Raw genomic sequence first — 24,818 nt, forward strand, 5'->3', positions numbered from 1 at the left:
GTTGTGTTGTCGATTGTTTCGGAGAAGACGGGTTATCCGGTGGACATGCTCGGGTTGGGCATGGAGATGGAGGCTGAGCTCGGGATCGATTCGATCAAGCAGGTCGAGATTTTGGCGGCGTTGCAGGCGAAGTTCCCGGGTGCCCCGGAGATCCCGGCCTCGGAGCTGGCCAACCTGCGCACTCTGCAGGACGTCGTCGACACCGTCTCCGGATTCGCTTCAGGTGGCCGCACCGAACAGCCCACCGCGGCACCGCAGGCTACTGCGTCGTCGTCCGCTCCGGTCGGGCTGTCCTGCACCGAGGCCGAGCTGCGCGCCGCGCCGCCCACCGGTCTCGCGATGGCGGGCCTGCGCGACGGCGTCGTCTTCGTCACCCGTGAGGACCCTGCCTTCGCCGATGCCCTGCAGACCGCACTGACGGCTCGCGGCATCAACGCCAGCGCTGTCGACGAGGTACCCGCCGAGGCAGGCGCCGTCATCAGCTTGGCCGCCCTGTCCGCGGCTCGCACACCCGAAGACTGTGTTGCGATGCACCTGCGCGCATTCCACGCTGCACGCAGCGTCGCCAGGAGCAACGCTGCGACAAGGCTTTTCGTCGCCGTACAGTCGACGGGCGCTCGGTTCGGCGCTGCTGACGTACCGGTCGGAGTCGCGAGCCTGGTGAAGACCGCAGGCTGGGAATGGCCGAACGCATCCGTGCGGGCCGTTGACATGGAAAGCCTGGACGCCGAGCGACTGGCTGCCGAACTGCTCGAGGGTGGTAGCGGTATCGAGGTCGCGCTGCGCGCCGACGGCACCCGATTGGTGGCGGTCGACGACATCGAATCGTCGGTCGGCGAGGGTGAGACGATCAGCGTCACCACGGGCGGCGTTGTGCTGGTCACCGGTGGCGCTCGTGGTGTGACGGCGGATTCGGCACTGGCGCTGGCCAAACGCCACGGCCTGCGGCTCGCGCTGCTCGGCCGCACGCCCCTGCGGGATGTGAGCGCCGACGAACCGGCTGGTACCACGGCCGCCGAGATCGCCACCGCACTGGCGACATCGGCGCGGGCCCGCGGTGAACAGCTCAGCCTGCCGCAGGCACGCGCCCAAGCCGAAAGCCTGCTGGCCGAGCGGGAAGTCCGCGCCACCCTGTCGACCGCGGAGCGGCAGGGCACACCCGCACGCTACTTCGCGGCCAGCATCACCGACCGCGCCGCACTGGACACCGTGCTGAACGAGGTCCGGGCGAACTTCGGACCGATTGTCGGTGTCGTCCATGGCGCCGGTGTGCTCGCCGACAAGCGTCTGGAAGACCTCGACGACGACGGCTTCCTCAAGGTGTTCAACACGAAACTGGTTGGTGCGGAGGCACTCCTGGATGCAACGTCGTCCGACGAGCTGCGCTTCATCTCGTTGTTCTCCTCGATTGCGGCGCGAGCAGGCAATCCCGGACAGGCGGCGTACGCGTCCGCCAACGCGGCGCTGGAGGCCATCGCGGCCCGCGAGTCCGCACGGCGCAACGGCGAATGTGTCGTCCGCGCATTCGGCTGGGGACCGTGGGACGGCGGAATGGTCGACGCGACACTGAAGAGCCGATTCCTCGCCGGCGGTGTGGGTGTCATCCCCATCGATGAAGGAGCACAGTTCTTCGCCGACCACGCGCTGTGCCGTTCGTCGGCCACCGCGGTCGTGGTTGCCGCCCCCGCCGAGCCCCGGCTGCGGGCCGCCCACCTGGAGTGGGATATCTCGGCCGAAGACCTGCCGGTGCTGACCGATCACCAGGTCCGTGGCCGGGTGGTGGTGCCGGTGGTGATCGCGCTCGATGCGATTCTGCGCGCCGCTCGCGGCCTGGTCGCCGATACCTGCCCAGTGGTCCGTGATTTCCAGGTGCTCTCCGGCGTGACCTTCGCCGATGGCGAGAAGCAGACACTGAGAATCGATTTCGAACCCATCGGCTCGGAGTACGCGGTGTCCGTCAGTGATGTGCAGGGCCGGGCCCGTTACCGCGCCACCGTCGATACCGCAGCCATCGCGGCACCGCAATTGTCGGTTCCGCCGGTGTCGGGATCGGCCTGGCCGGTCAGCGTCGAGGAGGCGTACGCCGGACCCCTGTTCCACGGGCCGCAGTTCGCGGTGATCGAGCGTCTCGACACGTTCGGCGCTGCCGGCGGAAGTGCCGACCTCAAGAGCCTCGACACTCTCGGCTGGCCACAGAACGGCTGGGCGATCGACGCCGCCGGCGTCGACGGCGGCCTGCAGCTCGGCATTGTATGGGCCGCTTCTCAGGGGCGCCCGCTGGTGCTGCCGATCCGTATCGCGCGTGTCGTTCTGCACCGGGCGTTCGGCGACGGCAGTATCGGCCGCTGCCGGTTGGCCGCACACCCGGTCAACGACAAGCGGGTCGACTTCGACATCGCGTACGAAACCTCCGACGGTGCGCTCATCGCAACGCTCGAAGGTGTCGAGTTCTACGCCGCGGGCGGCGCCGCGGACACTCCGGCGTGAGCGGTTTCGAACCCGTCGCGATCGTCGGACGCAGTTGTGCGCTGCCCGGCGCAGCGACACCGGAGGAGCTGTTCGACGCGTCGCTGAGCGGACGTTGTCTGTTGACCCCCACCCCGCGTGACCGGTGGCGAGGCGTGGACGCGGGAAAGCTGCTGGCCAGCGACAAACCGGGTCTGCGTGTCGCGTCGGCGACCGGAGGCTATGTCGCGACCTCGGTCGATCTGAGCCAGTTCGCCTCGCGGATACCCGATTTCGACCAGCTCGATCCGATCGTCGGGTGGCTCGCTCAGTGCGCTCAGCAGGCGCTCGGCCGTCCGCTCGCGGCTCCGCGCACCGGCTTGATCGTCGGCAATCTGTCGTATCCCAGCACCATGGGCACGGCGTTCGTCGAGGCCTTCTGGACGGGGGAGGGCAACGACGATCCGCGCAACCGGTTCTCGTCGGGGCTGCCCGTGCACCTCGTCGCCGGCGCGATGGAGATGAACGGCCCGGTGTTCACGCTCGACGCGGCCTGCGCATCGTCGCTCTACGCGATCAAACTCGCCTGCGACGCACTACACGACGGCGATGCCGACGTGATGCTTGCCGGCGGTGTCAACGGATCGGACGACCTGTTCCTGCATCTGGGCTTCACCTCGCTGCAGGCGCTCAGCCCGACAGGACAGTCCCGCCCGTTCCACGCGGAAGCCGACGGCCTGGTGCCGTCCCAAGGCGCCGCGCTGGTGGCGCTCAAGCGCCTCTCCGATGCGGAGCGCGCCGGGGACGACATCCTCGGGGTGATCCTGGGTGTCGGGCTCTCGAACGACGGCCGTCAGAGCGGCTTCCTGGCGCCGGCGGTGGGCGGTCAGACCCGTGCCATGCTGTCCGCGCTGGAGCAGGCGGGGCTGACGCCGGCCGACATCGACTATGTGGACTGTCACGCCACCGGCACCCCGCTGGGCGACGCCACCGAGTTGCAGAGCATAGCGGCCGCCTATGGTGACGTTCCGCTGAAACTGGGTGCGCTGAAAGGCAACCTGGGCCACACCATCACGGTGTCCGGCGCGGCAAGCCTGGTCAATGTGCTCTCCGCCATGCAGGCGTCGACCATTCCGCCCACCGTGTGTGAGAAGCCGACCGACAAGCTCGGTGATACGCCGTTCACCTTGGTGACCACCCCCACGGCGTGGGACGGCCCGGTCAAACGCGCGGCGGTCAGCAACTTCGGGTTCGGCGGCAACAACGCGCACCTGATCGTCGAGAACTACCGCGGGCCAAGGCCTTCGGTGAACCGGCAACAGCCGCCGACCGACGAGATCGTGATCTGCGGACTCGGTGTGGTCACCGGCGACGCGCGCGATGCCGAGGCATTCCGTCGCCGGGTGTTCGGCCCGGAGGCGCAGCCCACCCCGCTCGACAGCGTGGCCCTCGAGCTTGCCGGACTCGGTTTCCCGCCCAACGAACTCGCGGGCAGCCTCAGTCAGCAGACCGTGATGCTGGCAGCGGCCGGGCAGGCGCTCGACGGTGTCGTCACCGATCCGGAGCGAACCGGGGTGTTCGTCGGCATGGGCTGCGATGCCATGATCGCGCGGCAACGGTTGCGGGTGCTCAACACCGACAACGAACGGTGGCTGGAGGCCAACGCACAGGCGGCCCCCAGGCTGACCGCCGACGGCGTGGTGGGAACCATGCCGAACATTCCCGCCAACCGCATCCATGCGCAGCGCGATTTCCGCGGATTCGGATTCACCGTGTCCACCGAGGAACTGTCCGCGATCACCGCGCTGCAGATCGGCATTCGCGCGCTGCGACATCGTGAACTCGACACTGTCGTGGCCGGTGCGGTGGACATGTGTTGTGAACCTGCGCATTCGCAGGCTGCCGACGCGCTCGACGCCGACACGAGCGTGGGACACGGCGATGCCGCGGTGGCCTTCGTGCTCAAGCGGCGCGGGGACGCCGAAGCGGCCGGTGACGAGATCATCGCCGTCATCGACACCGACGACGAACCGATCGAAACCGACCCCAACTTCGCGGTCGGCCGGATCGGTCGCACTCATGCGGCCAGTGCTGCTGTGGAGATCGCGGCCCGCGCCGAGGCAGTCCGGGCCCGGGTGCGGGTGGACACGGCCGGGGCTCAACCGGCGCCGGGCGGAACCTCGGCGGCGGTGTGGGTGGAGGCGCTGGGAGGCCACGCCGACGGCATCACCGTGTCTGCCGGAGATGGTGCGCCCAAGCCGCTGGCTGTTGGCGTTGTTCCGGTTTCGCAACGCTATGCCGGCGACAGCCGGGCCGACCTGCTGGCGCGGATGAAGCGCGGCGAGGCGGGTGGAGCCGGGCCGGTGCGGTGTTCATTGGTGGGTGACAGCGAGTCCACGGTGGACACGCTGCGGCAGCAGGCTATCCAGCGCCTGGAACGCGGCGAGGCTCCGGCGATCCCCGGCATCGCATACGCCGAGGAACCGATGGCCGGCGAACTGGCGTTCACGTTCACCGGCGCGGCCGCGGCGTACCCGGGTGCCGGGCGCGATCTGCTGTTCGCGTGGCCCGAGATCGGTGATGCACTCACCGAACGGCTCTCCGGCGTCGGTGATCTGGCGCGCGCGCTGCACGGAGCCGGGATCACCACGCTGGATCCGCGCACCCAGCTGACCGGCTGCGCTCTGGTCTGCCAGTCGCAGGCCGAGTTCTCCCGAACCGTACTGGGACTCAAACCGACTGCCGCGATCGGACTTTCGTCGGGTGAGACCAACTCGCTGTTGGCCTTCGGGGTCTGGCGTGATCTGGAACCGATGCTGGGCGAGATCGAGGCGTCGGGCATGTACGGCGACGAACTGACCGGTGACTGCCGCGTCGCGGCGGCCGACTGGGGACTCGGAGATCAGCCGGCCCCGTGGGAATGCTGGCGGATCACCGCGCCCCGCAGTGAGGTCGACGCGGCCCTGGCCGCCGAACCGCACGCCTACATGACCATCGTGCAAGCACCCGACGATTGCGTCATCGGTGGGGATCCCGCGGCATGCCGCCGGGTGATCGACGCGCTCGCCGGCGCCACCGCGATCCCGCTGGGGCTGGACATGGTGATTCATTGCGAGGCCATGGCGCCGTTCGCCGATACCTGGCGCAACATTCACACCCGGGACACGCACGAGGTCCCCGACATCCGCTTCTACACCAACGCGGTCAACCGGGCCTACGTCCCCACCCGTGAGGCCGCCGCCGAGGCGATCACCCGTCAGGCCCTCGAGCCGATCGACTTCCCCGCAACGATTCTGCAAGCGTGGGAGGACGGCGTCCGGATCTTCGTCGAGCACGGTCCGCGCAGCATCCTGACCGGTGCGGTGGGCAAGATCCTCGACGATCGGCCGCATCTGGCTGTCGCGCTGGACCCTCAGGAACGGCGCGGGTTGCGCGCCCTGGCCGAGAGCGTGTCCAAGCTGTGGGTGCACGGACTGCCCGTCGACATCGAGGCGTTCGAGGCGCGTATCCGGCAACTACGCGAACAGCGGGGGCCGGCAGCGTCGGAGGGAACTCGCACGCTGACGTTCCCCGCGCACTGGCCGGACATCGTCTCGGTTCCCGAGACGCCCAAGACTGTTTCGCCCCCAGCACCACCCAGGACTGTCTCGACGCCGGCGGCGTCCAGAAACGGAAGTACACCCATGTCTGATGTGCGAAGTGTTCAAGTCATGCCGCCCGCGCCTGCGCAGCTCGCGCCGCTGGTGGTAGCGCAGGACCTCGCAGTGCACACCGTCACGGAGACAAGCACTGTCGTGGCCCGGCCGGTTGCTCCGGCCGCGCCGACGGCTGGCGCGCTCAGCGATCAGACGACGACGGCGCTGAATCTGGTCGCCTCGGTCAGCGACGCGCACACCGCCTTCCTAGAGCGACAGGCAGAAGCCCACTCGTCGTTCCTGAAGTCGCGCGGCGATCTTCTCGCGCTGGTGTCGGGACGGCGGGGATCGATTTCCACGGTCGCGACGAGCGCGCCCGCGGTCTTCACACCCGCACCGACACCCGCTCCCGCGGCGAGCGCACCGGTGATGCCTTCGCCGCCCGCACCGCCTCCGCCGCCGCCGGCACCCCCGGCGCCGCCGGTCACCGTGACACCGGCCGCAATGCACGCGCCTGCGCCTGCGCCGAGCACGCGTCCGGCGGCGGCCACAGAGCCGCTGTGGACCCGTGCTCAGCTGGAAATCCTTGCCGGCGGCAAGGTCTCGGAGGTCATGGGACCGAAGTTTGCCGAGTACGACCAGTACGAGCGGCTGGTGCGGATGCCGGAGCCGCCGCTGCTGCTGGCCGACCGGGTGATGAGCATCGAGGGTGAGCCGGGAACGATGGGCACCGGCACAATCGTCACCGAGACCGACGTCGACCCCGACGCCTGGTACATCCACAACGGCCGCATGTCGCCGGGCGTGGTAATCGAGAGCGGGCAAGCGGATCTGCTGCTCGCCTCCTGGCTAGGCGCGGATTTCACCAACCGCAGCGAACGCGTCTACCGCCTGCTCGGCTGCGACCTGACGTTCATGGGCGAACTGCCCAAGGGCGGTGACACGCTGCACTACGAGATCCACATCGACGGTCATGCGAAAACCGGTGATACGCGGTTGTTCTTCTTCCACTACGACTGCTACATCGGTGACCGGCTGATGATCTCGGTGCGCAACGGGCAGGCCGGATTCTTCTCCGATGCCGAGCTCGCCGAGTCGGACGGGGTGTTGTGGGACGCCGCTGACGACGCTCCGCGCGAGGGCGCGGTCCGCGATGAGCCGCCGGTGGTCACTCAGAAGCGTTCGTTCACCCGCGAGGATGTCGAGGCCTTCACCGAGGGGCATGCCTACCGGTGCTTCGGACCCGGCTTCGAACGGGCCGCCGCCCACACCCGCACGCCGTCACTGCCGAAGGGCAAATTGCGGCTGATCGACGAGATCGCCGAATTCGATCCCAACGGCGGACCGTGGGGCCGCGGGTATCTGCGCGCCACCGCCGCCGTGCCCAAGGACATGTGGTTCTACGACGGGCATTTCAAGAACGACCCCTGCATGCCCGGCACGCTGATGGCCGACGCGGCCACCCAGGCGCTGTCGTTCGCGATGGCGGCCTACGGGTTCTCCATCGAACGCGACGGGTGGCGATTCGAGCCCGTCCCGGATGACATGGCCCGCTTCGTCTGTCGTGGACAGGTGACCCCGGACGCCGACCACATGCTCGACTACGAGGTGTTCATCGAAGAGATCATCGACGGTCCGACGCCGACGGTCTTCGCCGCTCTGCTCTGCCGCAGTGACGGTTTCAAGGTGTTCCACGCCCGTCGCTTCGGGATGCGTCTGGTCCCGGACTGGCCGATGCCGCCGGGCGCACCCGGGCCGGTGCAGATCCTGGCCGGCACCAACGATGTTCGCGGTGACCAGGGCGCGCTTCTGGCGTGCGGGCGCGGGATGCCGTCGGATGCGTTCGGCGCCCTGTACGCGCCGTTCGACGGAACTCGGCGGGCGCCGCGTCTTCCGGACGAGCCGTACCACTTCATGTCCCGCGTACTCAGCGTGTCCAGTCCGCCGGGGGTGCCGACCAAGGGCGGCACCGTCGTCGCGGAATATGATGTGCCAGAAGGCGAATGGTATTTCGCCGACGCTCATGTCGACGCGGTGCCGATGCCGGTGCTCATCGAAATCCTGCTGCAGCCGTGCGGCTGGTTGTCGTCGTACAACGGATTTGCCGCGAATCGTCTCGACGACGTGGTGTTCCGCAATCTCGACGGTGGCGAGGTCGTCCAGCATCGGCCGGCCCGGGTCGGCACGCTGCGGGTGACCTCGACGCTGGAGCGGTTCGCCGACGGCGCCGGGTCGACGATCGTCTTCTTCGACGTGGTCTGCACCCAGAACGACGACGTCATCATGACGATGAAGACGGCATTCGGGTTCTTCAGTCCCGAGGCGCTGCGCAACCAAGTCGGTCTGCGGATGAAACCAGGCGTGCTGGAGGCGCTTTCCGAACCGGCTCCGGTCGAACTGTCGTACCGGGCTCCCGAGCTCGACGGCGCACCTTGGCTGGACCAGGGGAGGCTTCAGGTGCTCGACCGGGTGAAGTTTTGGCCCGGCGGGGGAGAAGCAGGTCTGGGCCGGCTGGTCGCCGAGTATGACGTCACCCCGGAGGCGTGGTTCTTCAAGGCCCACTTCTTCCAGGATCCGGTGCAGCCGGGTTCGCTGGGTCTGGAAGCCATGCAGCAGGCGGCCCGCGCGGCGGTCCGGCTGGCCGGGTTGGTCGGCGTGGGTGACGAATTCGAGTTCGAGCCCGTCGCTTTGGATCAAATGTTCAGCTGGAAGTTCCGCGGTCAGGTGACACCGACCAACAAGCGCACCAAGTCCGAGATCGAGATTCTGTCGACCCAGAGCGACGATCGTGGCGTGCTCGCGGTGTTCGACGGCCGGTTCTGGTGTGACGACCTGTGCATCTACGAGACCCGCGGGATGGGCGTTCGCGTCATCCGACGGATGTCATGAAGGGCATCATCCTGGCGGGTGGTTCCGGAACCCGCCTGCACCCGATCACCCTTGGCGTGTCGAAGCAGTTGATCCCGGTGTACGACAAGCCGATGGCGTATTACCCGCTGTCGACGCTGATGTTGGCGGGGATCCGCGACATCCTGGTGATCACCACCCCGCACGATGCGGAGAGTTTCGAACGGCTGCTCGGGGACGGATCCCGGTTCGGCATCTCGCTCACGTTCGCACAGCAGCCGTCCCCGGATGGACTCGCTCAGGCATTCACCATCGGTGCGGACTTCATCGGCAACGACAAGGTCGCCCTGATCCTGGGTGACAATCTGCTGTACGGTCCCGGACTGGGTACCCAGCTCAAGTGCTTCTCCGACGTCGACGGCGGCCAGATCTTCGCCTACTGGGTGGCCGAGCCCTCGGCCTACGGTGTGGTCGAATTCGATCCCAGCGGAGTGGTGGTGTCGCTGGAGGAGAAACCGAAACAACCTCGAAGCAATTTCGCGGTCCCCGGGTTGTACTTCTACGACAACGACGTCGTAGCGATTGCGCGGGACCTCTCGCCGAGTGATCGCGGTGAGTACGAGATCACCGACGTCAACCGGGAGTATTTGGAGCAGGGCCGGTTACGAGTGCAGGTGTTGCCCCGCGGCACGGCGTGGCTGGATACCGGGACCTTCGATCAGATGACCGACGCGGCGGATTTTGTTCGTACGATGGAGCGGCGGACCGGTTTGAAGATCGGCGTTCCAGAGGAAATCGCGTGGCGGCAAGGCTTTCTCTCCGATGACGAACTGCGTGAGCGGGCCGAGATGCTGGTGAAGTCGGGGTACGGCTCGTACCTGTTGGATCTGCTGGAAAGGGGTCTCTAGTGGCGCAGCTTCTGGTCACCGGAGGCGCCGGCTTCATCGGATCCAACTTTGTGCATTACGCGCATCAGCACACCGACCATCACATCACCGTGCTGGACAAACTCACCTATGCCGGGAATCGGGAGTCGTTGGCCGGCCTGCCCGAGAATCGGGTCAGCTTCGTCCACGGTGATGTCGCCAACACCGAGCTCGTCGACAAGCTGGTGGCAGGGGTCGACAGCGTCGTGCATTACGCCGCGGAAACCCACAACGACAATTCACTGGACGACCCGGAGCCGTTCCTGCACACCAACTTGATCGGGACGTTCACTCTGCTGGAAGCGGTCCGCAAGTACGGCGTGCGGTATCACCACATCTCGACCGATGAGGTGTACGGCGACCTGGCGCTCGACGATCCGGGCCGGTTCACCGAAGCCAGCCCGTACAACCCTTCGTCGCCGTATTCGTCGACCAAGGCCGGCAGCGATCTGTTGGTGCGGGCGTGGATGCGTTCCTACGGCGTGCAGGCGACGATCTCGAACTGCTCCAACAACTATGGCCCGTATCAGCATGTGGAGAAGTTCATTCCCCGTCAGATCACCAACGTGCTGCGGGGGACACGCCCCAAGTTGTACGGGGAGGGGTTGAATGTGCGCGATTGGATCCACGCCGATGATCACTCCTCGGCAGTGTTGCAGATTCTGGAAGACGGCCGGATCGGGGAGACATACCTGATCGGCGCCAATGGCGAGAAGGACAACAAGACCGTCGTCGAGCTGATCCTGACGATCATGGGCCAGCCGGCCGATGCCTACGAGAATGTGCCGGACCGGACCGGTCACGACCTGCGGTACGCCATTGATGCGACCAAGCTGCGCGATGAGCTCGGCTGGCGGCCGCGATATCCTGACTTCGAGCAAGGGCTGGCCGCGACGATCGACTGGTATCGCGACAACGAAAGCTGGTGGGCGCCCGCCAAAGACGCCACCGAGGCTTTCTACGCCAGACTCGGGCAATGACAGGGGAGCGCACGCAATGACGGAGCTTGGAAAACCACTCCGCGCAACGGAGACGGCGATTCCCGGTTTGGTCATCTGGGACCTGCCTGTTCATGGTGACAATCGCGGCTGGTTCAAGGAGAACTGGCAGCGCGAGAAGATGGTGGCCGCCGGGATGCCCGATTTCGGGCCGGTGCAGAACAACGTCTCGTTCAACTCCTCGGCCGGCACCACCCGTGGCATTCATGCCGAACCGTGGGACAAGTACATCTCGGTTACTACTGGCCGGATCTTCGGCGCGTGGGTCGACCTGCGCGACGGGCCGACCTTCGGGACCGTGGTGACCGCTGAGATTGACCCATCGCGCGCCGTCTTCGTGCCGCAAGGCGTCGGTAACGGGTTCCAGACGCTGGAGCCGAACACCGCCTACACCTACCTGGTCAACGATCACTACTCGCCGGACGGTGTCTACACCTCGCTGAACCCCGCGGATGCGACTATCGCAATCGATTGGCCGATCCCGCTGGAGCAGGCCGAGCTGTCCGCCAAGGATCGGGCTCAAGGACCGCTGTCGGACGTTGTTCCGGTCCAGCCGCGCAAGACGTTGGTGATCGGTTGCAACGGGCAATTGGGCCGCGCACTGCGTGACGCCTTCGACGGCCTGTCGCATGTCGAGTACGTCGATCTGCCCGACTTCGATCTCACCAGTGCGGATTTCGCTTCGGCGCGCTCCTGGCGGGATTACGACACGATCGTCAATGCCGCGGCGTATACGGCGGTGGATGCCGCCGAGACCGCCGAGGGACGGGCCGCGGCGTGGGCGGCAAACGTCACCGGCATCGCGAATCTGGCGCGCGTCGCAGCGGCACACCGGCTGACCGTGGTGCACGTATCGACCGACTACGTGTTCGACGGGAGCGCGACGCGGCCCTACCGTGAGGACGATCCGATGACGCCGCTCGGCGTCTACGGCCAGACGAAGGCCGCCGGCGATCAGATCATCGGGACGCTGGACCGGCACTACATCCTGCGCACCTCGTGGGTGATCGGTGACGGACGAAACTTCGTGCGCACCATGCTTTCTCTCGCCGAACGGGGTATCGACCCGTCGGTGGTCGACGACCAGATCGGTCGGTTGACATTCACCTCGGAGCTGGCCCGGGCCATCCGGCATGTGATCGAGACGCGCGCACCGTACGGAACCTACAACGTGACCGGATCCGGACCGGCCACCTCATGGGCCGACGTGGCGCGGCGCACGTTCGAACTCGCCGGTCACGACCCTTCACGGGTCAGCGGGGTGTCGACGGCGGAGTACTTCAGCACGGCGACGAATCCCGTTGCGCCCCGGCCGCTTCACGGCGTTCTTGATCTGGCGAAGATCGAATCGACGGGGTTCGTGCCCGCCGACGCCGGTGAGAGTCTGGCGAACTACGTGCGGCTGGAGAGCCGGGCCGCGTCCGGAGCCAGCTAGCCGCTAGACCGTAGCTTGTATGAGCTGAGAGTTCGTGTCTCTGGCGCTGTGGCAAACCGGGGGTCAGGTGTCAGCGGGCTTGCGCGCTGCGATCAGCTCAGCGTTGATCGGCAAGCGCCGTCCCCAAAAAAGGGACGGCCCTTGCCGTTACGCTCAGTTACGGATCAGGAAGCCGCGGGGGGCAAAGGTGAATCCGAACTTGGCCTCCCGCTCCGAGTCGTGGGTGTAGTCGCCCGGAAACTCCTGCTCGTACTCTTCGATTGCCTCGTACGGCCCGGGACCCCAGCCAGGGAGCACGGGGTGTCCGTTGACGATGCCGTCCTCGACCAAGAGGTAGTCTCCCGGCACCAGAAGAGGTCTCAGCAACTTCATCTCACCCAGCACATGATCCTTTGAGTGGTCGCTGTCGAGAATGGCGAACACCTTGCCAGGGTACTCTTCTCGCAACTTCTTGATCCGCTCCGCGATCGCTGGCGCTGTAGACGACGACTCAACGAATTCGACGTCGGGGTCCAACCTAGCCACCGGATCCAACGGCTTATGGTCGATGTCTACGGAGAGCACCTTGAATGGTCGCCCGTACTGCCGCATCACGTTCGCGAAGTACAGCGCCGATCCGCCCTGATTCGAGCCGAATTCGATGACCAGCGACGGCTTCAGATCAAACAAGATCTCCTGGTAGTTCCACATGTCGCTGACGGATTTCCACGTGTTGATACCCATCCACGTCGTCTTGCGCCAGACGAACGTGTTGAAGTACCACTTGTGGTATTCCTCGGCTTCGTTACCCGTGGGCTGGTAGGCCACGATCGCTAGTGCGGATCGAGCTACTTGACGAACCGACGACAGCGTCGCCATCGCCATTTGCGGCACCGACCGCTTCCCTTGGCTGTGCCCGTGAACTGCCGCTTCGTTGAGTTGTCCCGTCACCGCAGCATATTAACAAGGGCGTCACTGACAGGTGATCGGAATTTGCTAGGTTGACCTAGCGATGTTGATCTCGAGCCCGGGACAACCCGTTTCGCCCCCGAAGATCACGTGACCGTCGGCCCACAGGTTTCTTGAGACCCTGGCCTGGCAGCTACCTTGATCGAACGCGCGGAACTTAGACCGAAGTCCGTGGAATGTCGGCGGTGACCGGATAGTCGTCGGTGGCTTCCCTCGGCAACATGTAGGCCCGCACCGACGCACGCGTTCCTTCCGATCGAAGCATAAAGCTGGCCGGGCGGGGTCGAACCCGTTGCGGCCACCAGAACCACCGGCCAAGCAGGACCGCGATCGCCGGTGTCATAAAGGACCGTACGACAAGGGTGTCGAACAACAGGCCGAGGCCAATGGTCGTGCCCACCTGGCCGATGATTTGCAGATCGCTGGTGACCATCGCAGCCATCGTGAACGCGAACACCAGGCCGGCGTTGGTCACCACCTTGCCGGTACCGCCCATTGCGCGGATGATGCCAGTGTTGATACCGGCGCCAAGTTCCTCTTTTATCCGGGACACCAGCAGAAGGTTGTAGTCGGAGCCGACGGCCAAGAGCACGATCACCGACATCGGCAGCACCATCCAGTGCAATTTGATGCCCAGGATGTATTGCCAGAGCAGCACCGAGAGTCCGAATGATGCGCCGAGCGACAACGCGACCGTGCCCACAATCACGAGTGACGCGATCAGGCTCCTCGTGATGAGCAACATGATGATGAAAATCAGGCAGAGTGCACCGATCGCGGCGATCCAAAGGTCGTATTTCGAACCGACGCTGAAGTCCTTGAATGTCGCGGCAGTTCCGGCGATCGAGATCTTGGAGCCCTGCAGTGGTGTCGTTTTGAGGGCTTCCTCGGCGGCCGATCTCAGTTTGTCGATGCTCGCGATGCCTGCTGGGGAGGCGGGTTCATCCTTGTGGGAGATTATGAACCGCGCGGCCCTGCCGTCGGGTGATAAGTAGGCGCTCATTGCCCGCTGGAAATCCGGGTTCCCGAAAACCTCGGGCGGCAGGTAGAAGGAGTCATCGTCCTGGGCGGCGTCGAAGGCCTGCCCCATCGCCGTGGTGTTCAGGTTCGAATCGTCGAGGACACTAAACGATCCCGACATCGTGCTATGCATTTTCAGCATCATGGTTCGCATCGATTCCATGATCGTGATCATCTTCGGCACTTGTTCGAGGAGCTGCGGCATCAGCTGATCCAATGTTGCAAAATGCTTCAGCATCTCCTTCATCTTGTCGTTGAGGTCAGTGATTCCATCGATTGCATTGAATATCGATCGGATCGCCCAGCACACCGGGATGTCATAGCAGTGCGGTTCCCAATAGAAGTAATTTCGGATTGGTCTGATGAAGTCGTCGAAGTCTGAGGTGTTGTTCATCAGAATGACGATCACTCGAGACATTTCTTCCGTGGTCACGTAGGACTGGTGAGTGATATCGCTGAGCTGCTTTTGCAGTTCGTACATCCGCTTCATCAGAACAATCTGCCTGTCGAGCAGCTTGACCTGCTCGAGTAGGTCGTTCATGCGGCTTTTCATGAAGTTCAGGCTGCTCTGCATCCCTGCGTTCTGCATGTTCATCAGGAAGGGTATCGACGTGTGCTCGATCGGCGTGCCCTCGGGACGCGTTATCCCTTGAACTCGAGAAATGCCCGGGACTTTAAAAATTGCCTTCGCCAGCTTGTGCAAGATGAGGAAATCTGAAGGGTTCCGCATGTCGTGGTCAGATTCGATCATCAGAATGTCGGGCATCATGCGGGCTTGCGAGAAATGCCGATCAGCGGCCGCATTACCGACATTTGCGGGGAGATCCTGCGGTATGTAGAGCCGATCGTTGTAGCTCGTCTGGTAGCCGGGCAACGCCAGCAGGCCGATCAGTGCGATCGCGATCGTCGAGATCAGAATCGGGACCGGCCAGCGCACGACCGCGGTGCCGATCCGCCGCCACCGACGATTCCGCAGCCAGACCTTCGGGTCGAACAGCTTGAGGCGGCTGCCGACGGCCAAAACCGAGGGAACCAGCGTTACAGCGACCGCGACGGCGACGAACATGCCGACAGCCGACGGCACACCCATGCTCTGAAAGATGGGTATGCGGGTGATGCTCAGGCACAGCATCGCCCCGGCGATCGTCAGCCCGCTTCCCAGGACGACGGGGGCGACGCTTCGGAAGGTGCTGTAAAAGGCGGTTTCGATGTCTTCGCTGGCCTGACGTGCCTCTTGGTAACGGCCGAAGAAGAAGATCCCGTAGTCGGTTCCGGCCGCCATTGCCAGGGCGACCAGCAGGCTGGTGGCGAATGTCGAGAGGCCGATGACGTTGTGGTCGGCGAGAAATGCGACGGTCCCCCGCGCGATCAGCACTTCGATGCCGACTGTCAGCAGTAGGCCGAGCACGGTGACGATCGACCGGTAGACGAGGAGCAGGACCGCGAAGATGAGCACGCCACCGACTGCGGTCATCTTGATCATGGAGTGGTCGCCGGCGTGCTGCATGTCCGATACCAGCGCGGCTGGACCTGTGACGTAGACCCTGATGCCCGGCGGCGCCGGCGTCCGTTCGACGATGCTGCGCACGGCGGCAATCGACTGTTGGCCCAGCGTCGTGCCCTGGTTACCGGCCAGGTTCAGTTGGATGTAAACGGCTTTGCCGTCTTTGCTTTGTGCACCCGCTGCGGTGAGTCGGTCGCCCCACAAGTCCTGGACGAACTCGACGTGCTTCGTATCGCTTCTTAGCTGGCGGATTAGCCCGTCGTAGTACGTGTGCGCTTCGTCGCCGAGTTCCTGCTGCCCTTCCATCACCAACATCGCGAAGCTGTCGGAGGACGACTCTTTGAACACGCTGCCCATTCGGTGCATGGCGACCACCGCCGGCGCGTCCTGCGGAGCCATCGGCACGGAATGGTCTCGGCTGACGGTCTCCAGCCACGGGACGAAGAACGTCACGAGGACCGTCACCGCCAGCCACGCCAGGATAATCAGCGGGGATAGTGTCCGGATCGACCGCGCAATCACCGGCCGACTGAGCTGATTCGCCGGCTCTGGCCTCAGATCGGTTTCGGCCACTTACTTCTCTTGGTTCAGCAACAAGGCGCGCACCAACGGACGCGGGCCGGTAGGGCGGAGCATCGTGCTGGCCGGGCGAGGCCGAACCTGTTGCGGCCACCAGAACCACCTGCCGAGCAGCGCTGCGACCGACGGCGTCATGAACGCCCGCACAATCAAGGTGTCGAATAGCAGACCCAGGGCGATTGTCGTGCCCACCTGGCCAATGCTGATGACGTTGCTGACCATCATCGAGGCCATGGTGAATGCGAACACTAGGCCCGCCGTGGTGACGACCTTGCCAGTCCCTGCCATTGCCCGAATGATGCCCGTATTGATGCCGGCGCCGATTTCTTCCTTCATCCTCGCGACCAACAGCAGGTTGTAATCGGACCCGACGGCCAGAAGCACGATCACCGTCATCACGAGCACAGACCAATGCAATTGTATGCCGAGCAAATATTGCCAGATGAATACGGACAGCCCGAATGATGCGCCTAGTGAAAGCAGGATTGTACCTACTATGACCATTGCGGCTATCAGGCTGCGGGTCATCATCACCATGACGACGAAAATAAGGCAGAGTGCAGCGACAACGGCAATTATCATGTCGAATTTGGTGCCGGTGACGATATCTTTCACCATAGCCGCAGTACCGGCCAGAGATATTTGCGCGCCTTCCAGCGGAGTTCCCTTGAGCGCTTCTTCGGCCGCCGTCTTTATCGCGTCGACGCGCGCGATGCCGTCGGGCAGAGTCGGGTCGCCCTTTTGAGAGATGAGCATCCGGACGGCCTTACCGTCCGCCGAGATGAAAATCTTCATGACCCGCTTGAAGTCTTCGTTCTTGAAGACCTCTGGTGGAACGTAAAATGAATCGTCATTCTGAGCGGCGTCGAATGCTTTACCCATTGCGGTCGAATTCGCACCGTTGTCGTCCATCTGGCCGAAGACGCCGGACATGGTGCTGTGCATGGTGAGCAACATGGACCGCATGCTGGTCATGATCGAGATCATCTCTGGGAACTGCGCGAGCAGCTGCGGCATAATCACGTCCATTTGGTCGAGATTTCCGACCAAATCGCGTAACTTCTCGGTCAGTCCGTCGACACCGTCGAGCACGTCGAAAATGCTGCGAATCGACCAGCACAACGGGATGTCAAAGCAGTGCGGTTCCCAGTACAGGTAGTTTCGGATGGGCCGGAAGAAGTCCTCGAAATCCGCAATGTGATCCCGCAGTTGTTCGGTGATCTCCTGCATCTCGTGGGTGCTCTTGACCATGCTGTGCATCGTGGCCGACATCTGCTGCATCAGCTCATACATACGGGACATGATGCCGATGGTCTGACCCAGTTGTTCCGCCTGTGTGAGCAGATCACTCATGCGCTGTTTCTGGAAAAACATGAATTGTTGCTGGCCTGCTTGCTGTGCGCTCATTAGATACGGGATCGTGGTGTGAGCAATCGGGGTTCCCTCGGGCCGCGTCACCGCCTGAACTTTCTCGATACCCGGGACAGCGAGGACAGCTTTCGCCAATTTGTTCAGCACCAAGAAGTCCGCCGAATTGCGAAGATCATGGTCGGCTTCGACCATCATGATTTCCGGGGACATCATCGCCGAGGGAGGGAAATGTCGCGATGCCGCGGCAATCCCGTCAGCGGCGGGAATGTTCTTCGGAAGGAAGTGCTGGTCGTTGTAATCCGGCTTGAATCCGGGGAGCGTCAGCAATCCGACAAGCGTCACCGCCAACGAGGCGACGAGAATGGGTCCGGGCCACCGGACGATTGCGGTTCCGATCCGGCGCCATCCGTGCGTGGTGACTTTTCGCTTGGGCTCGAACAGACCGAACCGGCTGCCGACCGCGATCATCGCCGGAACGAGCGTGAGCGCGACCGCGACCGCGACCATGACGGCCACCGCGCATGGGACGCCCAGCGCTTGGAAGAAAGGGAGCCTGGTGAAACTGAGGCACAGCGTCGCACCGGCGACCGTGAGACCGGTTGCCAGGACGACATGGGCGACGCCACGATAGGTCGTGTAGTACGCCGTCTCCCGGTCTTCGCCGGCCAGGCGGGCCTCGTGGTAGCGGCCGATGAAAAAGATCGCGTAATCCGTTCCCGCCGCGATCACTAGAGCGACCAGCAGATTCACTGCGAAGGTGGACAGACCAATGATCCCATGATGACCAAGCAGGGCCACGAATCCCCGGGCTGCCTGCAGCTGTATCGCGACGACGAACAGCAGCAGGATGACGGTCAGAGGTGAGCGGTACACGATGAGCAGCGTCAAGAAAATCACCGCGATGCTCACCAATGTGATCGTGGTGACCGTGCTGTTGCCGCTGGCGCCCATATCGGCGGCGAGAGCCGCGGGGCCGGTGACGAAAGCCTTGACTCCCGGCGGTGCCGGCGTCTGCGCGATGATGCGCTGGATGGCCTGGACTGATCCGTTGGCTGACGCCTCGCCCGGTTTGCCGGAGAGCAGCACCTGAACGTAAGCGGCCTTGCCGTCGTCACTTTCCGCGGCACCCTTGGTGAGCGGGTCGCCCCAGAAGTCCTGGATGTACTGGACATGCTTCGTATCGGCCCGGAACTGGTGGATCAGGCGGTCGTAGTACTCGTGGGCTTCGTCGCCGAGGGTCTGCTGGCCTTCGAGGACGACCATCACCGGGGCGTTGCCGTAATTCGACTGGTCGAAAGCTTCGTTTATCCGCGCGGCCGCCTTGTACGACGGGGCGTCGGTGGGGTTCTGGGATACCGAGTGCTCAGCTTCGACCTGTTCAAGGGGAGGGACACCCAATGTCAAGCCGACGACGACTGCCACCCAGGCCAACATGACGAGCACCGCGAAACGGCGGATCGCCCGTCCCATGAGCGACTGCCCAGTGTGGAGTTGGTGGTTACTCATGCGGCCTTCAGCAGGCAGGAGACAAAGGAACTCACTTCGTGGGTGGTCGTTTTCTCATCTTTGACTTCGCCATCGATGCTGATCCGGCAACCGATCGTGTCACTGTCGCCCTGCGCGGCGATACTGCCGATGCCCGCCGCTGCCGAGATCGGGAACTCCAACGACCACGGCAGGGTTACGTCCTGGTGGACAGGGTTGGCGTCTGCGTCGAAATAGCTGACCTGGGCCGGCGTCCCGGGAGGACCGAAGACCTCATACTTCATGTGCTTCGGGTTGAATGGCTTCGCTTTCTCATTCTTGGTATCGCCGTAGGAAAGGGTCTTCTCGCTGCCGAAGATGCCGTGTAGACGTGACACGGTCAGCCCTCCGGCAGCGAGGACGGCGATGACGACCAACGGAATCCACAGGCGCCTCAGCAACGCAAACACGAGCCCCCGATTTCGACGGCCCTGGCGAGATCTGCTCTCGGCTGGCGGCGGAGGCGGCGATTGGTCAGCGGGCTGCACTGCGGTGTCCTCGCGGGGCCAGGTGGTGGCTTCAGGCTCAGTTTGCGCAACGTGGGGCAAACTTCCGTCGATCACTGCACGCCGACCTTTCCCGTCTGCCGAGTGTTTCCACTCCTGGCGCCAGCCATCAAATGGAGCGTCTGACTACGCATCGAGGCACGGCGTCTCTCGTAGCCCCCAAGGAGAGGGCGTCACGGTCAGCGCGACAACACTCCCCGCAAATGTGCGGGGTCGTCGATTACGCGACCGATCTCGACGAGAGTCAACCATGGTGATGGCCTCCGTGTGGGCTCTTTGCGATGCAACAGCGGAGCATACGCGTTAGGGCATGCGCGGAGCTGCGGTAATGGCTAAGTCTTATGTTGGTTCCCAGGCTAATTGTATTGACGCTCCCGCAACCGGTAGGGCGTCATTAGGGCAGCTCTCATATAGAGGTGACGTCAGTCGATCTCGCCGCTCAGTGCGAACTCCGTCAGCGTGCGCTCGGCCAGCTCTCGTAACTCGGCCCGGGACGTCACAGTGCCCGGCTGATAGCCGCGAACGCAGACGCCGACCTGGTTCATCTCCATGGAGGTGCCGACAAAGACATGCAGCTGGCTGCCGGTTCGCTCGAGCCAGCCCCGCGTGACGTTCTGGCTCGCGCCCCGGGCGAACATCCCGTCGCACAGGGTGCCGTCGGGGTGGCTCGCCGCCGGACCCGTGTCGCCGAGGTTCGAGCACACCGCGGGTTGCTCCGGGTCGCTGACCGCGTAGTCCATCAGGTGCTTCCAGGCCCGCTTGGGCGTGAACGGGGTCAGGGCGACGAGCTCCGCCGACTCGTCGGGAGTGTCCTTAGCGTCCTTGAGCGCCTGCTTGATCGCGGTGCGGGCGGCAGTCAGATCGCTTGCAGCGTCTGTCGGATCGATGCCGACCCGGACGAAGGAGACCGCTACCGCCCGCGAGTCGTCCATGGTGCGCGTGTTGACGGTCAGCAGCATCCTGACGTCGTCGGCGTCGCCGTGCCTGCGCCCCATGTGCCGGTCGAGACGCGCGGTGAAGGCAGCGGCCAGCGCGCTCGCCGTCCCACCCAACGCCTCGGCGCGCGCGTTCCAGTCGTCCAAGCGGAGGCGGATCCAGATATTGGGCACGATCACGATGTCGTCGGCGCCGCTGGTCGGTGTGGCCGCCGGCAGGGAGGCCTGGGCTTGGGAGTGCACGACATCCTGTTGGCGACGCCGAGCCTCCTTCGCTCCAGCGAGCACGGCCCGCCCGACTTCTGGGGCGTCCCGCGCGGTTTCGCGAACGTCTTGAAACAGCGCCTGTAGGCGGGAACGCGACCGGGGCGGTGGGTAGCCGAGGTCGACCGGTATGCCCAACAGGGCCTGGGTGACGGCGACCGCAGCACCGATGCCGTCGATGACGTAGTGGGACAGGACCAGGCTGATCGCGGTCGAGCCGTCGCTGAGCGGAGTGACGCTGATCCGCCAGCCGGGTCCGGATTCCGGATCGATGGGCAGCTGGGTGCGTTCGTCGAACCAGTCGCCGAGTTCGTCGCGGGGACGGGGGACCGTCGCGACATCGAGTTCCGCCGGCTTGGGGTCCGACACCCACCGCCACCGGCCGAACGGCAATGGCGAGCGCTCGATGAGCCGGCCCATCATTCCCTGGCTGAGTTTGTCGCGGAACCGCTCCAGCGCTTCGAGGTCTACCGGGTGGTGATACAGCCAACCGACCTGCATCACTTCCCGCTGCCCCGCGGCGTGATGCCCGGCGTAAAAGGCTTGATCCATCAGGACCAGCCGGTTGTCCGGCCGTGCCTTGTCGGGTGCTTGCGCAGGACGTTCCTGGATTGACACGAGCGTCAGAGTAGCTGACCAGATGGGTCGATTTGGCGGGGTTGGGTGCGGCAGCGCAACCGCCCAATACCTTGTCGAAGCGCTGGCGTGAACCCTATTCTGCCGCTGTGATCACAAGCCGGCCCAGCGCCGAGAAACGTCCGGTTGCGCTTTTTGTGTTGGGCAATGGCCGGTCCGGGACATCGGCGCTGGCTCGGGTTCTCTCGCTGTGCGGCGGCTCGCTTCCCCCGGGTCTACTGGGCGCGACGTCGGAGAACCCGCGCGGCTTCTTCGAGGCGCGAGCCGTCATCCATCTGAACCAGGCGATCCTTCATGACCACGGCACCTCCGGATACGACATGGCGCTGGATTCCTACCTCGACGGCACCTTCGACGCCGACCGAAACGGCGTCTGGGTCGCCAAGCTGCGGGATTACCTCACGAGCCTGCCCGCCGCCCCGGTCCTGATCATCAAGGAACCCAAGACGACGACAGTGTCCGGGATCTGGTTCGAGGCGGCGCGGCAGGCCGGCTTCGACGTCGCCGCGGTGGTCGCGGTGCGCCATCCGGACGAGATCATCGGGTCTCTGGAGAAGCGGGCCAACCAGCAGAACTACGTCGACTCCTCACCCGAGCTCACCTGTGCTTGGTGGTTGAAATACAGCCTGCTCGCCGAACGCGACACCCGTGATGTGCCGCGGGTGTTCGTCGAATACACCAACCTCCTGGCCGACTGGCGCAGGGAACTCAAACGGATCTCCACGGCGCTGGCCGTCGATCTCGACGCTCACGATGAGGTCGACGAGTTCCTCACCCCGGATCTCCGGCACCACCAGACTCGCGGCCCGGCCACCGAGCCCTTCGGCACCGACTGGATCACCACCGTGTACAACGCGTTGGCCGCCGCCGCCCGCGACGAACCCTGGGACGAGGCAGACCTCGATCGGGTCTTTCAGGCCTATAGCGCGAGCGAACGCGGGTTCCGGCAGGCGTTCAAAGACTCCCGTCGCTACCTCAACGTCGACCGTCTGTTGCCGCCGTTCGTGGTGAAGCTGGGTCTGGAAAGCCTTGCGCTGGTTCACCGGCGCAAGGGGACGTGGGCGTAACGGGATGAAACTCGTACTGGCTTTTTACGGGACTCGTGGGGACGTCGAACCGGGGATCGCCGTGGGTCGCGAGCTGCTGCGCCGCGGTCACGATGTGCAGATGGCAGTCCCGCCCGATCTGATCGGTTCGGCCGAGTCTGTCGGACTCACAGCGGTCGCCTACGGCCCCGATACGCAGTCATGGCTGGAAAACACCCGCGATTTCTGGGGCTACTTCTTCCGCAACTTCTGGCGAGTCCGCGATGTTAAGAAGTATCTCGAGGACTCCCGCAGCCCCGGGATGCGCGCCTGGGGTCCGATGACCCGCGCCCTGGCATCGGTCGCCGGCGGGGCGGATCTGCTGGTCACCGGGGTCAGTTACGAGGAGCTGGTCTTCGACGTCGCCGAGTATTGCGATGTTCCGCTGGCGACGGTGCTGTGGTACCCGATGCGGGTCAACGGAAAGCTCTTGCCCTTCCTGCCCGAGCCGGTGGTCCGGCTGGGGATGAAGGCGGGGGAGTCGCTGATCTGGCGTGGTGTGAAGAAGGAAGCCGATAAGGCGCGCCGGGAACTGGGCCTCACCCCGGCGACAGGGCCGGTGCCGGGGCGGATCGCCGAACGCAAGCTGCTGGAAATCCAGGCCTATGACGACGCGCTCTTCCCCGGGCTGTCGCAGGAGTGGGAGCAGTGGCGCGGCCAGCGGCCGTTCGTCGGCACCTTGACGCTGGAGCTGGCCACCGAAGAAGACTCCGGCGTGATGGCGTGGATCGCCGCGGGGACACCGCCGATCTGCTTCGGGTTCGGCAGCATCCCGGTGGAGTCGCCCGCCGACATGATTCGCATGATCGCGGGGGCGTGCGCGCAAGTGGGCGAGCGCGCATTGGTGTGTGCGGGCTGGACCGACTTCAGTGACGTTCCCATGTTCGACCACGTCAAGGTGGTCGGCGCGGTGAATTACGCGACGGTCTTCCCGGCCTGCCGTGCGGTCGTGCACCACGGCGGTGCGGGTACCACGGCCGCGGGCCTACGCGCGGGAATCCCGACGCTGGTTCTCTACATGGCCGATGTCCAGATGATCTGGGGCGCCGCCATCAAAAAGCTGAAGGTGGGCTCGTCCCGGAAGTTCGCGTCCGCTACTGAGAAGAGGCTGGTCAAGGATCTGCGCACAATCCTCGCGCCGGATTACCGCACCCGGGCCCGCGAACTCGGCGCCAGGATGATCAGACCCGCGGACAGCGTGACGAGAGCTGCCGACCTGTTGGAAGACTTCGCTCGACGCAAGCGGATCGGCTGAGTGCAGATCTGATCTGCGGGAAACGCCGCAAACTGACGGCCCTGCAAGTTTAGACTCAGCGCCGAAATGCCGGCATGCGAGATAGGGCCATTTTGACCATCACCGACTACGACGTCCGTTCTCTGTACCTCGAGCTGCTCCGACGCAACCTGACCCGGTTCGGGATGCATGAGCGGATGCCCTCGGATTGGCCGTTGCGGCGCCGTCTCCTGCTCAAAGCGGCCAATACCTTCGGTCCAAAGCTTCGGGGTGCGAGGCGTGACCAGAACCTTCGCGAAGTGGGCCTGGACTGGCCAGCCGAGGCTGAGACAATGATCGGGATGAAGCGGCTAACCAGCTTGCAGCAATGCGTGGAGACTGCACTGGCCGACGACGTCCCCGGCGACCTCGTAGAAACCGGCGTGTGGCGTGGAGGTGCGTGCATCTTGATGCGGGCAGTTCTGGCGGCTTACGGGGACAGGACTCGCAACGTCTGGCTGTGTGATTCCTTCCAGGGCGTCCCGCGTTCTGACACCGAGAATTACAAGGCGGACAAAGGAATTCACGCAGAAATCGTTTCGGGAATCCTGGGGGTGTCAGAAGCCGACGTCAGGAGGAATTTCGAACGCTACGGGCTCCTGGACGACCAAGTTCGTTTCCTCCCAGGCTGGTTCAAGGACACGCTGCATGACGCCCCGATCGATGCCATCGCGGTCCTGCGGCTAGACGGCGACCTCTACGAATCCACGATCCAGGCTCTCGACGCGCTGTACCCCCGCCTGTCGCCCGGCGGCTTCTGCGTCGTCGATGACTACCTGGCCGTGAAGGCGTGTGAGCAAGCTGTCACCGACTACCGCAACAGGCACGGGATCACCGAGGAGATCGTCGACATCGACGGCACGGGCGTGCTGTGGCGTAAGAGGTGA

13 protein-coding genes are annotated in these 24,818 nt (G+C 64.5%); 8 read left to right on the plus strand and 5 right to left on the minus strand.

All coding sequences use genetic code 11. The features are described 5' to 3' along the window. The 5 genes from CRM90_RS25325 to CRM90_RS25345 form a co-directional block, all read left to right on the plus strand. The coding region (locus tag CRM90_RS25325) for an SDR family NAD(P)-dependent oxidoreductase (RefSeq protein ID WP_142391452.1) at positions 1 to 2,487 on the plus strand (2,487 nt) is incomplete at its 5' end. Next, positions 2,484 to 8,969 (plus strand): beta-ketoacyl synthase N-terminal-like domain-containing protein, encoded by a 6,486-nt coding sequence (locus CRM90_RS25330; RefSeq protein WP_102809660.1) that lies wholly within the window; start codon positions 2,484 to 2,486, stop codon positions 8,967 to 8,969. The genes CRM90_RS25325 and CRM90_RS25330, both read left to right, overlap by 4 nt. Continuing rightward, positions 8,966 to 9,835 (plus strand): glucose-1-phosphate thymidylyltransferase RfbA, encoded by an 870-nt coding sequence (rfbA, locus tag CRM90_RS25335; protein WP_102809661.1) that lies wholly within the window; start codon positions 8,966 to 8,968, stop codon positions 9,833 to 9,835. The genes CRM90_RS25330 and rfbA overlap by 4 nt, the downstream gene beginning before the upstream one ends. After that, the gene (rfbB, locus tag CRM90_RS25340) at positions 9,835 to 10,833 is read left to right on the plus strand and encodes a dTDP-glucose 4,6-dehydratase (RefSeq protein WP_102809662.1); all 999 of its coding nucleotides are present in this window, start codon (positions 9,835 to 9,837) and stop codon (positions 10,831 to 10,833) included. The genes rfbA and rfbB overlap by 1 nt, the downstream gene beginning before the upstream one ends. 16 nt (positions 10,834 to 10,849) lie before the next feature. Beyond that, positions 10,850 to 12,286 carry a sugar nucleotide-binding protein gene (locus tag CRM90_RS25345; protein WP_102809663.1) on the plus strand — a complete coding sequence of 479 codons (1,437 nt, stop codon included), beginning with the start codon at positions 10,850 to 10,852 and terminating at the stop codon, positions 12,284 to 12,286. 153 nt (positions 12,287 to 12,439) lie between these two features. On the opposite strand, the gene CRM90_RS25350 is transcribed toward CRM90_RS25345, so the two are convergent. From CRM90_RS25350 to CRM90_RS25370, 5 genes are all read right to left on the minus strand, one after another. After that, complete coding sequence (locus CRM90_RS25350) at positions 12,440 to 13,135, minus strand: rhamnosyl O-methyltransferase (RefSeq protein ID WP_286145664.1); 696 nt, start codon at positions 13,133 to 13,135, stop codon at positions 12,440 to 12,442. 256 nt (positions 13,136 to 13,391) lie between these two features. After that, positions 13,392 to 16,331: an MMPL/RND family transporter gene (locus CRM90_RS25355; RefSeq protein ID WP_142391453.1), complete on the minus strand. Its 2,940-nt coding sequence runs from the start codon at positions 16,329 to 16,331 to the stop codon at positions 13,392 to 13,394. After that, positions 16,332 to 19,214 (minus strand): MMPL/RND family transporter, encoded by a 2,883-nt coding sequence (locus CRM90_RS25360; protein ID WP_102809664.1) that lies wholly within the window; start codon positions 19,212 to 19,214, stop codon positions 16,332 to 16,334. Further along, on the minus strand, positions 19,211 to 19,630 hold the full coding sequence (locus tag CRM90_RS25365; RefSeq protein WP_102809684.1) for an MmpS family transport accessory protein: 420 nt from the start codon (positions 19,628 to 19,630) through the stop codon (positions 19,211 to 19,213). Before CRM90_RS25365 ends, CRM90_RS25360 begins: the two co-directional genes overlap by 4 nt. Before the next feature lie 530 nt (positions 19,631 to 20,160). Next, a complete protein-coding gene (locus CRM90_RS25370) occupies positions 20,161 to 21,555 on the minus strand; it encodes a condensation domain-containing protein (protein ID WP_102809665.1) in 1,395 nt (464 codons plus the stop codon). Between the two features lie 110 nt (positions 21,556 to 21,665). On the opposite strand from CRM90_RS25370, the gene CRM90_RS25375 reads away from it, so the two are divergent. The 3 genes from CRM90_RS25375 to CRM90_RS25385 all read left to right on the plus strand — a co-directional run bounded on the left by CRM90_RS25375 (position 21,666) and on the right by CRM90_RS25385 (position 24,818). Next, on the plus strand, positions 21,666 to 22,640 hold the full coding sequence (locus CRM90_RS25375) for a sulfotransferase family protein (RefSeq protein WP_102809685.1): 975 nt from the start codon (positions 21,666 to 21,668) through the stop codon (positions 22,638 to 22,640). Positions 22,641 to 22,644: 4 nt separating this feature from the next. Next, entirely contained in the window at positions 22,645 to 23,913 is a 1,269-nt protein-coding gene (locus tag CRM90_RS25380) for a glycosyltransferase (protein WP_102809666.1), read from the plus strand. 98 nt (positions 23,914 to 24,011) lie between these two features. Next, the gene (locus tag CRM90_RS25385) at positions 24,012 to 24,818 is read left to right on the plus strand and encodes a TylF/MycF/NovP-related O-methyltransferase (protein ID WP_199190053.1); all 807 of its coding nucleotides are present in this window, start codon (positions 24,012 to 24,014) and stop codon (positions 24,816 to 24,818) included.

Origin of the sequence: Mycobacterium sp. ENV421, from assembly GCF_002887815.1 — a bacterium.
Lineage (GTDB): Bacteria > Actinomycetota > Actinomycetes > Mycobacteriales > Mycobacteriaceae > Mycobacterium.

Excerpts from the sequence above, each read along its gene's own strand:
- rfbA (WP_102809661.1), top strand. The coding sequence starts at position 8,966 with ATGAAGGGCATCATCCTGGCGGGTGGTTCCGGAACCCGCCTGCACCCG.
- CRM90_RS25380 (WP_102809666.1), top strand. The coding sequence starts at position 22,645 with ATGAAACTCGTACTGGCTTTTTACGGGACTCGTGGGGACGTCGAACCG.
- CRM90_RS25345 (WP_102809663.1), top strand. The coding sequence starts at position 10,850 with ATGACGGAGCTTGGAAAACCACTCCGCGCAACGGAGACGGCGATTCCC.
- CRM90_RS25360 (WP_102809664.1), bottom strand. The coding sequence starts at position 19,214 with ATGAGTAACCACCAACTCCACACTGGGCAGTCGCTCATGGGACGGGCG.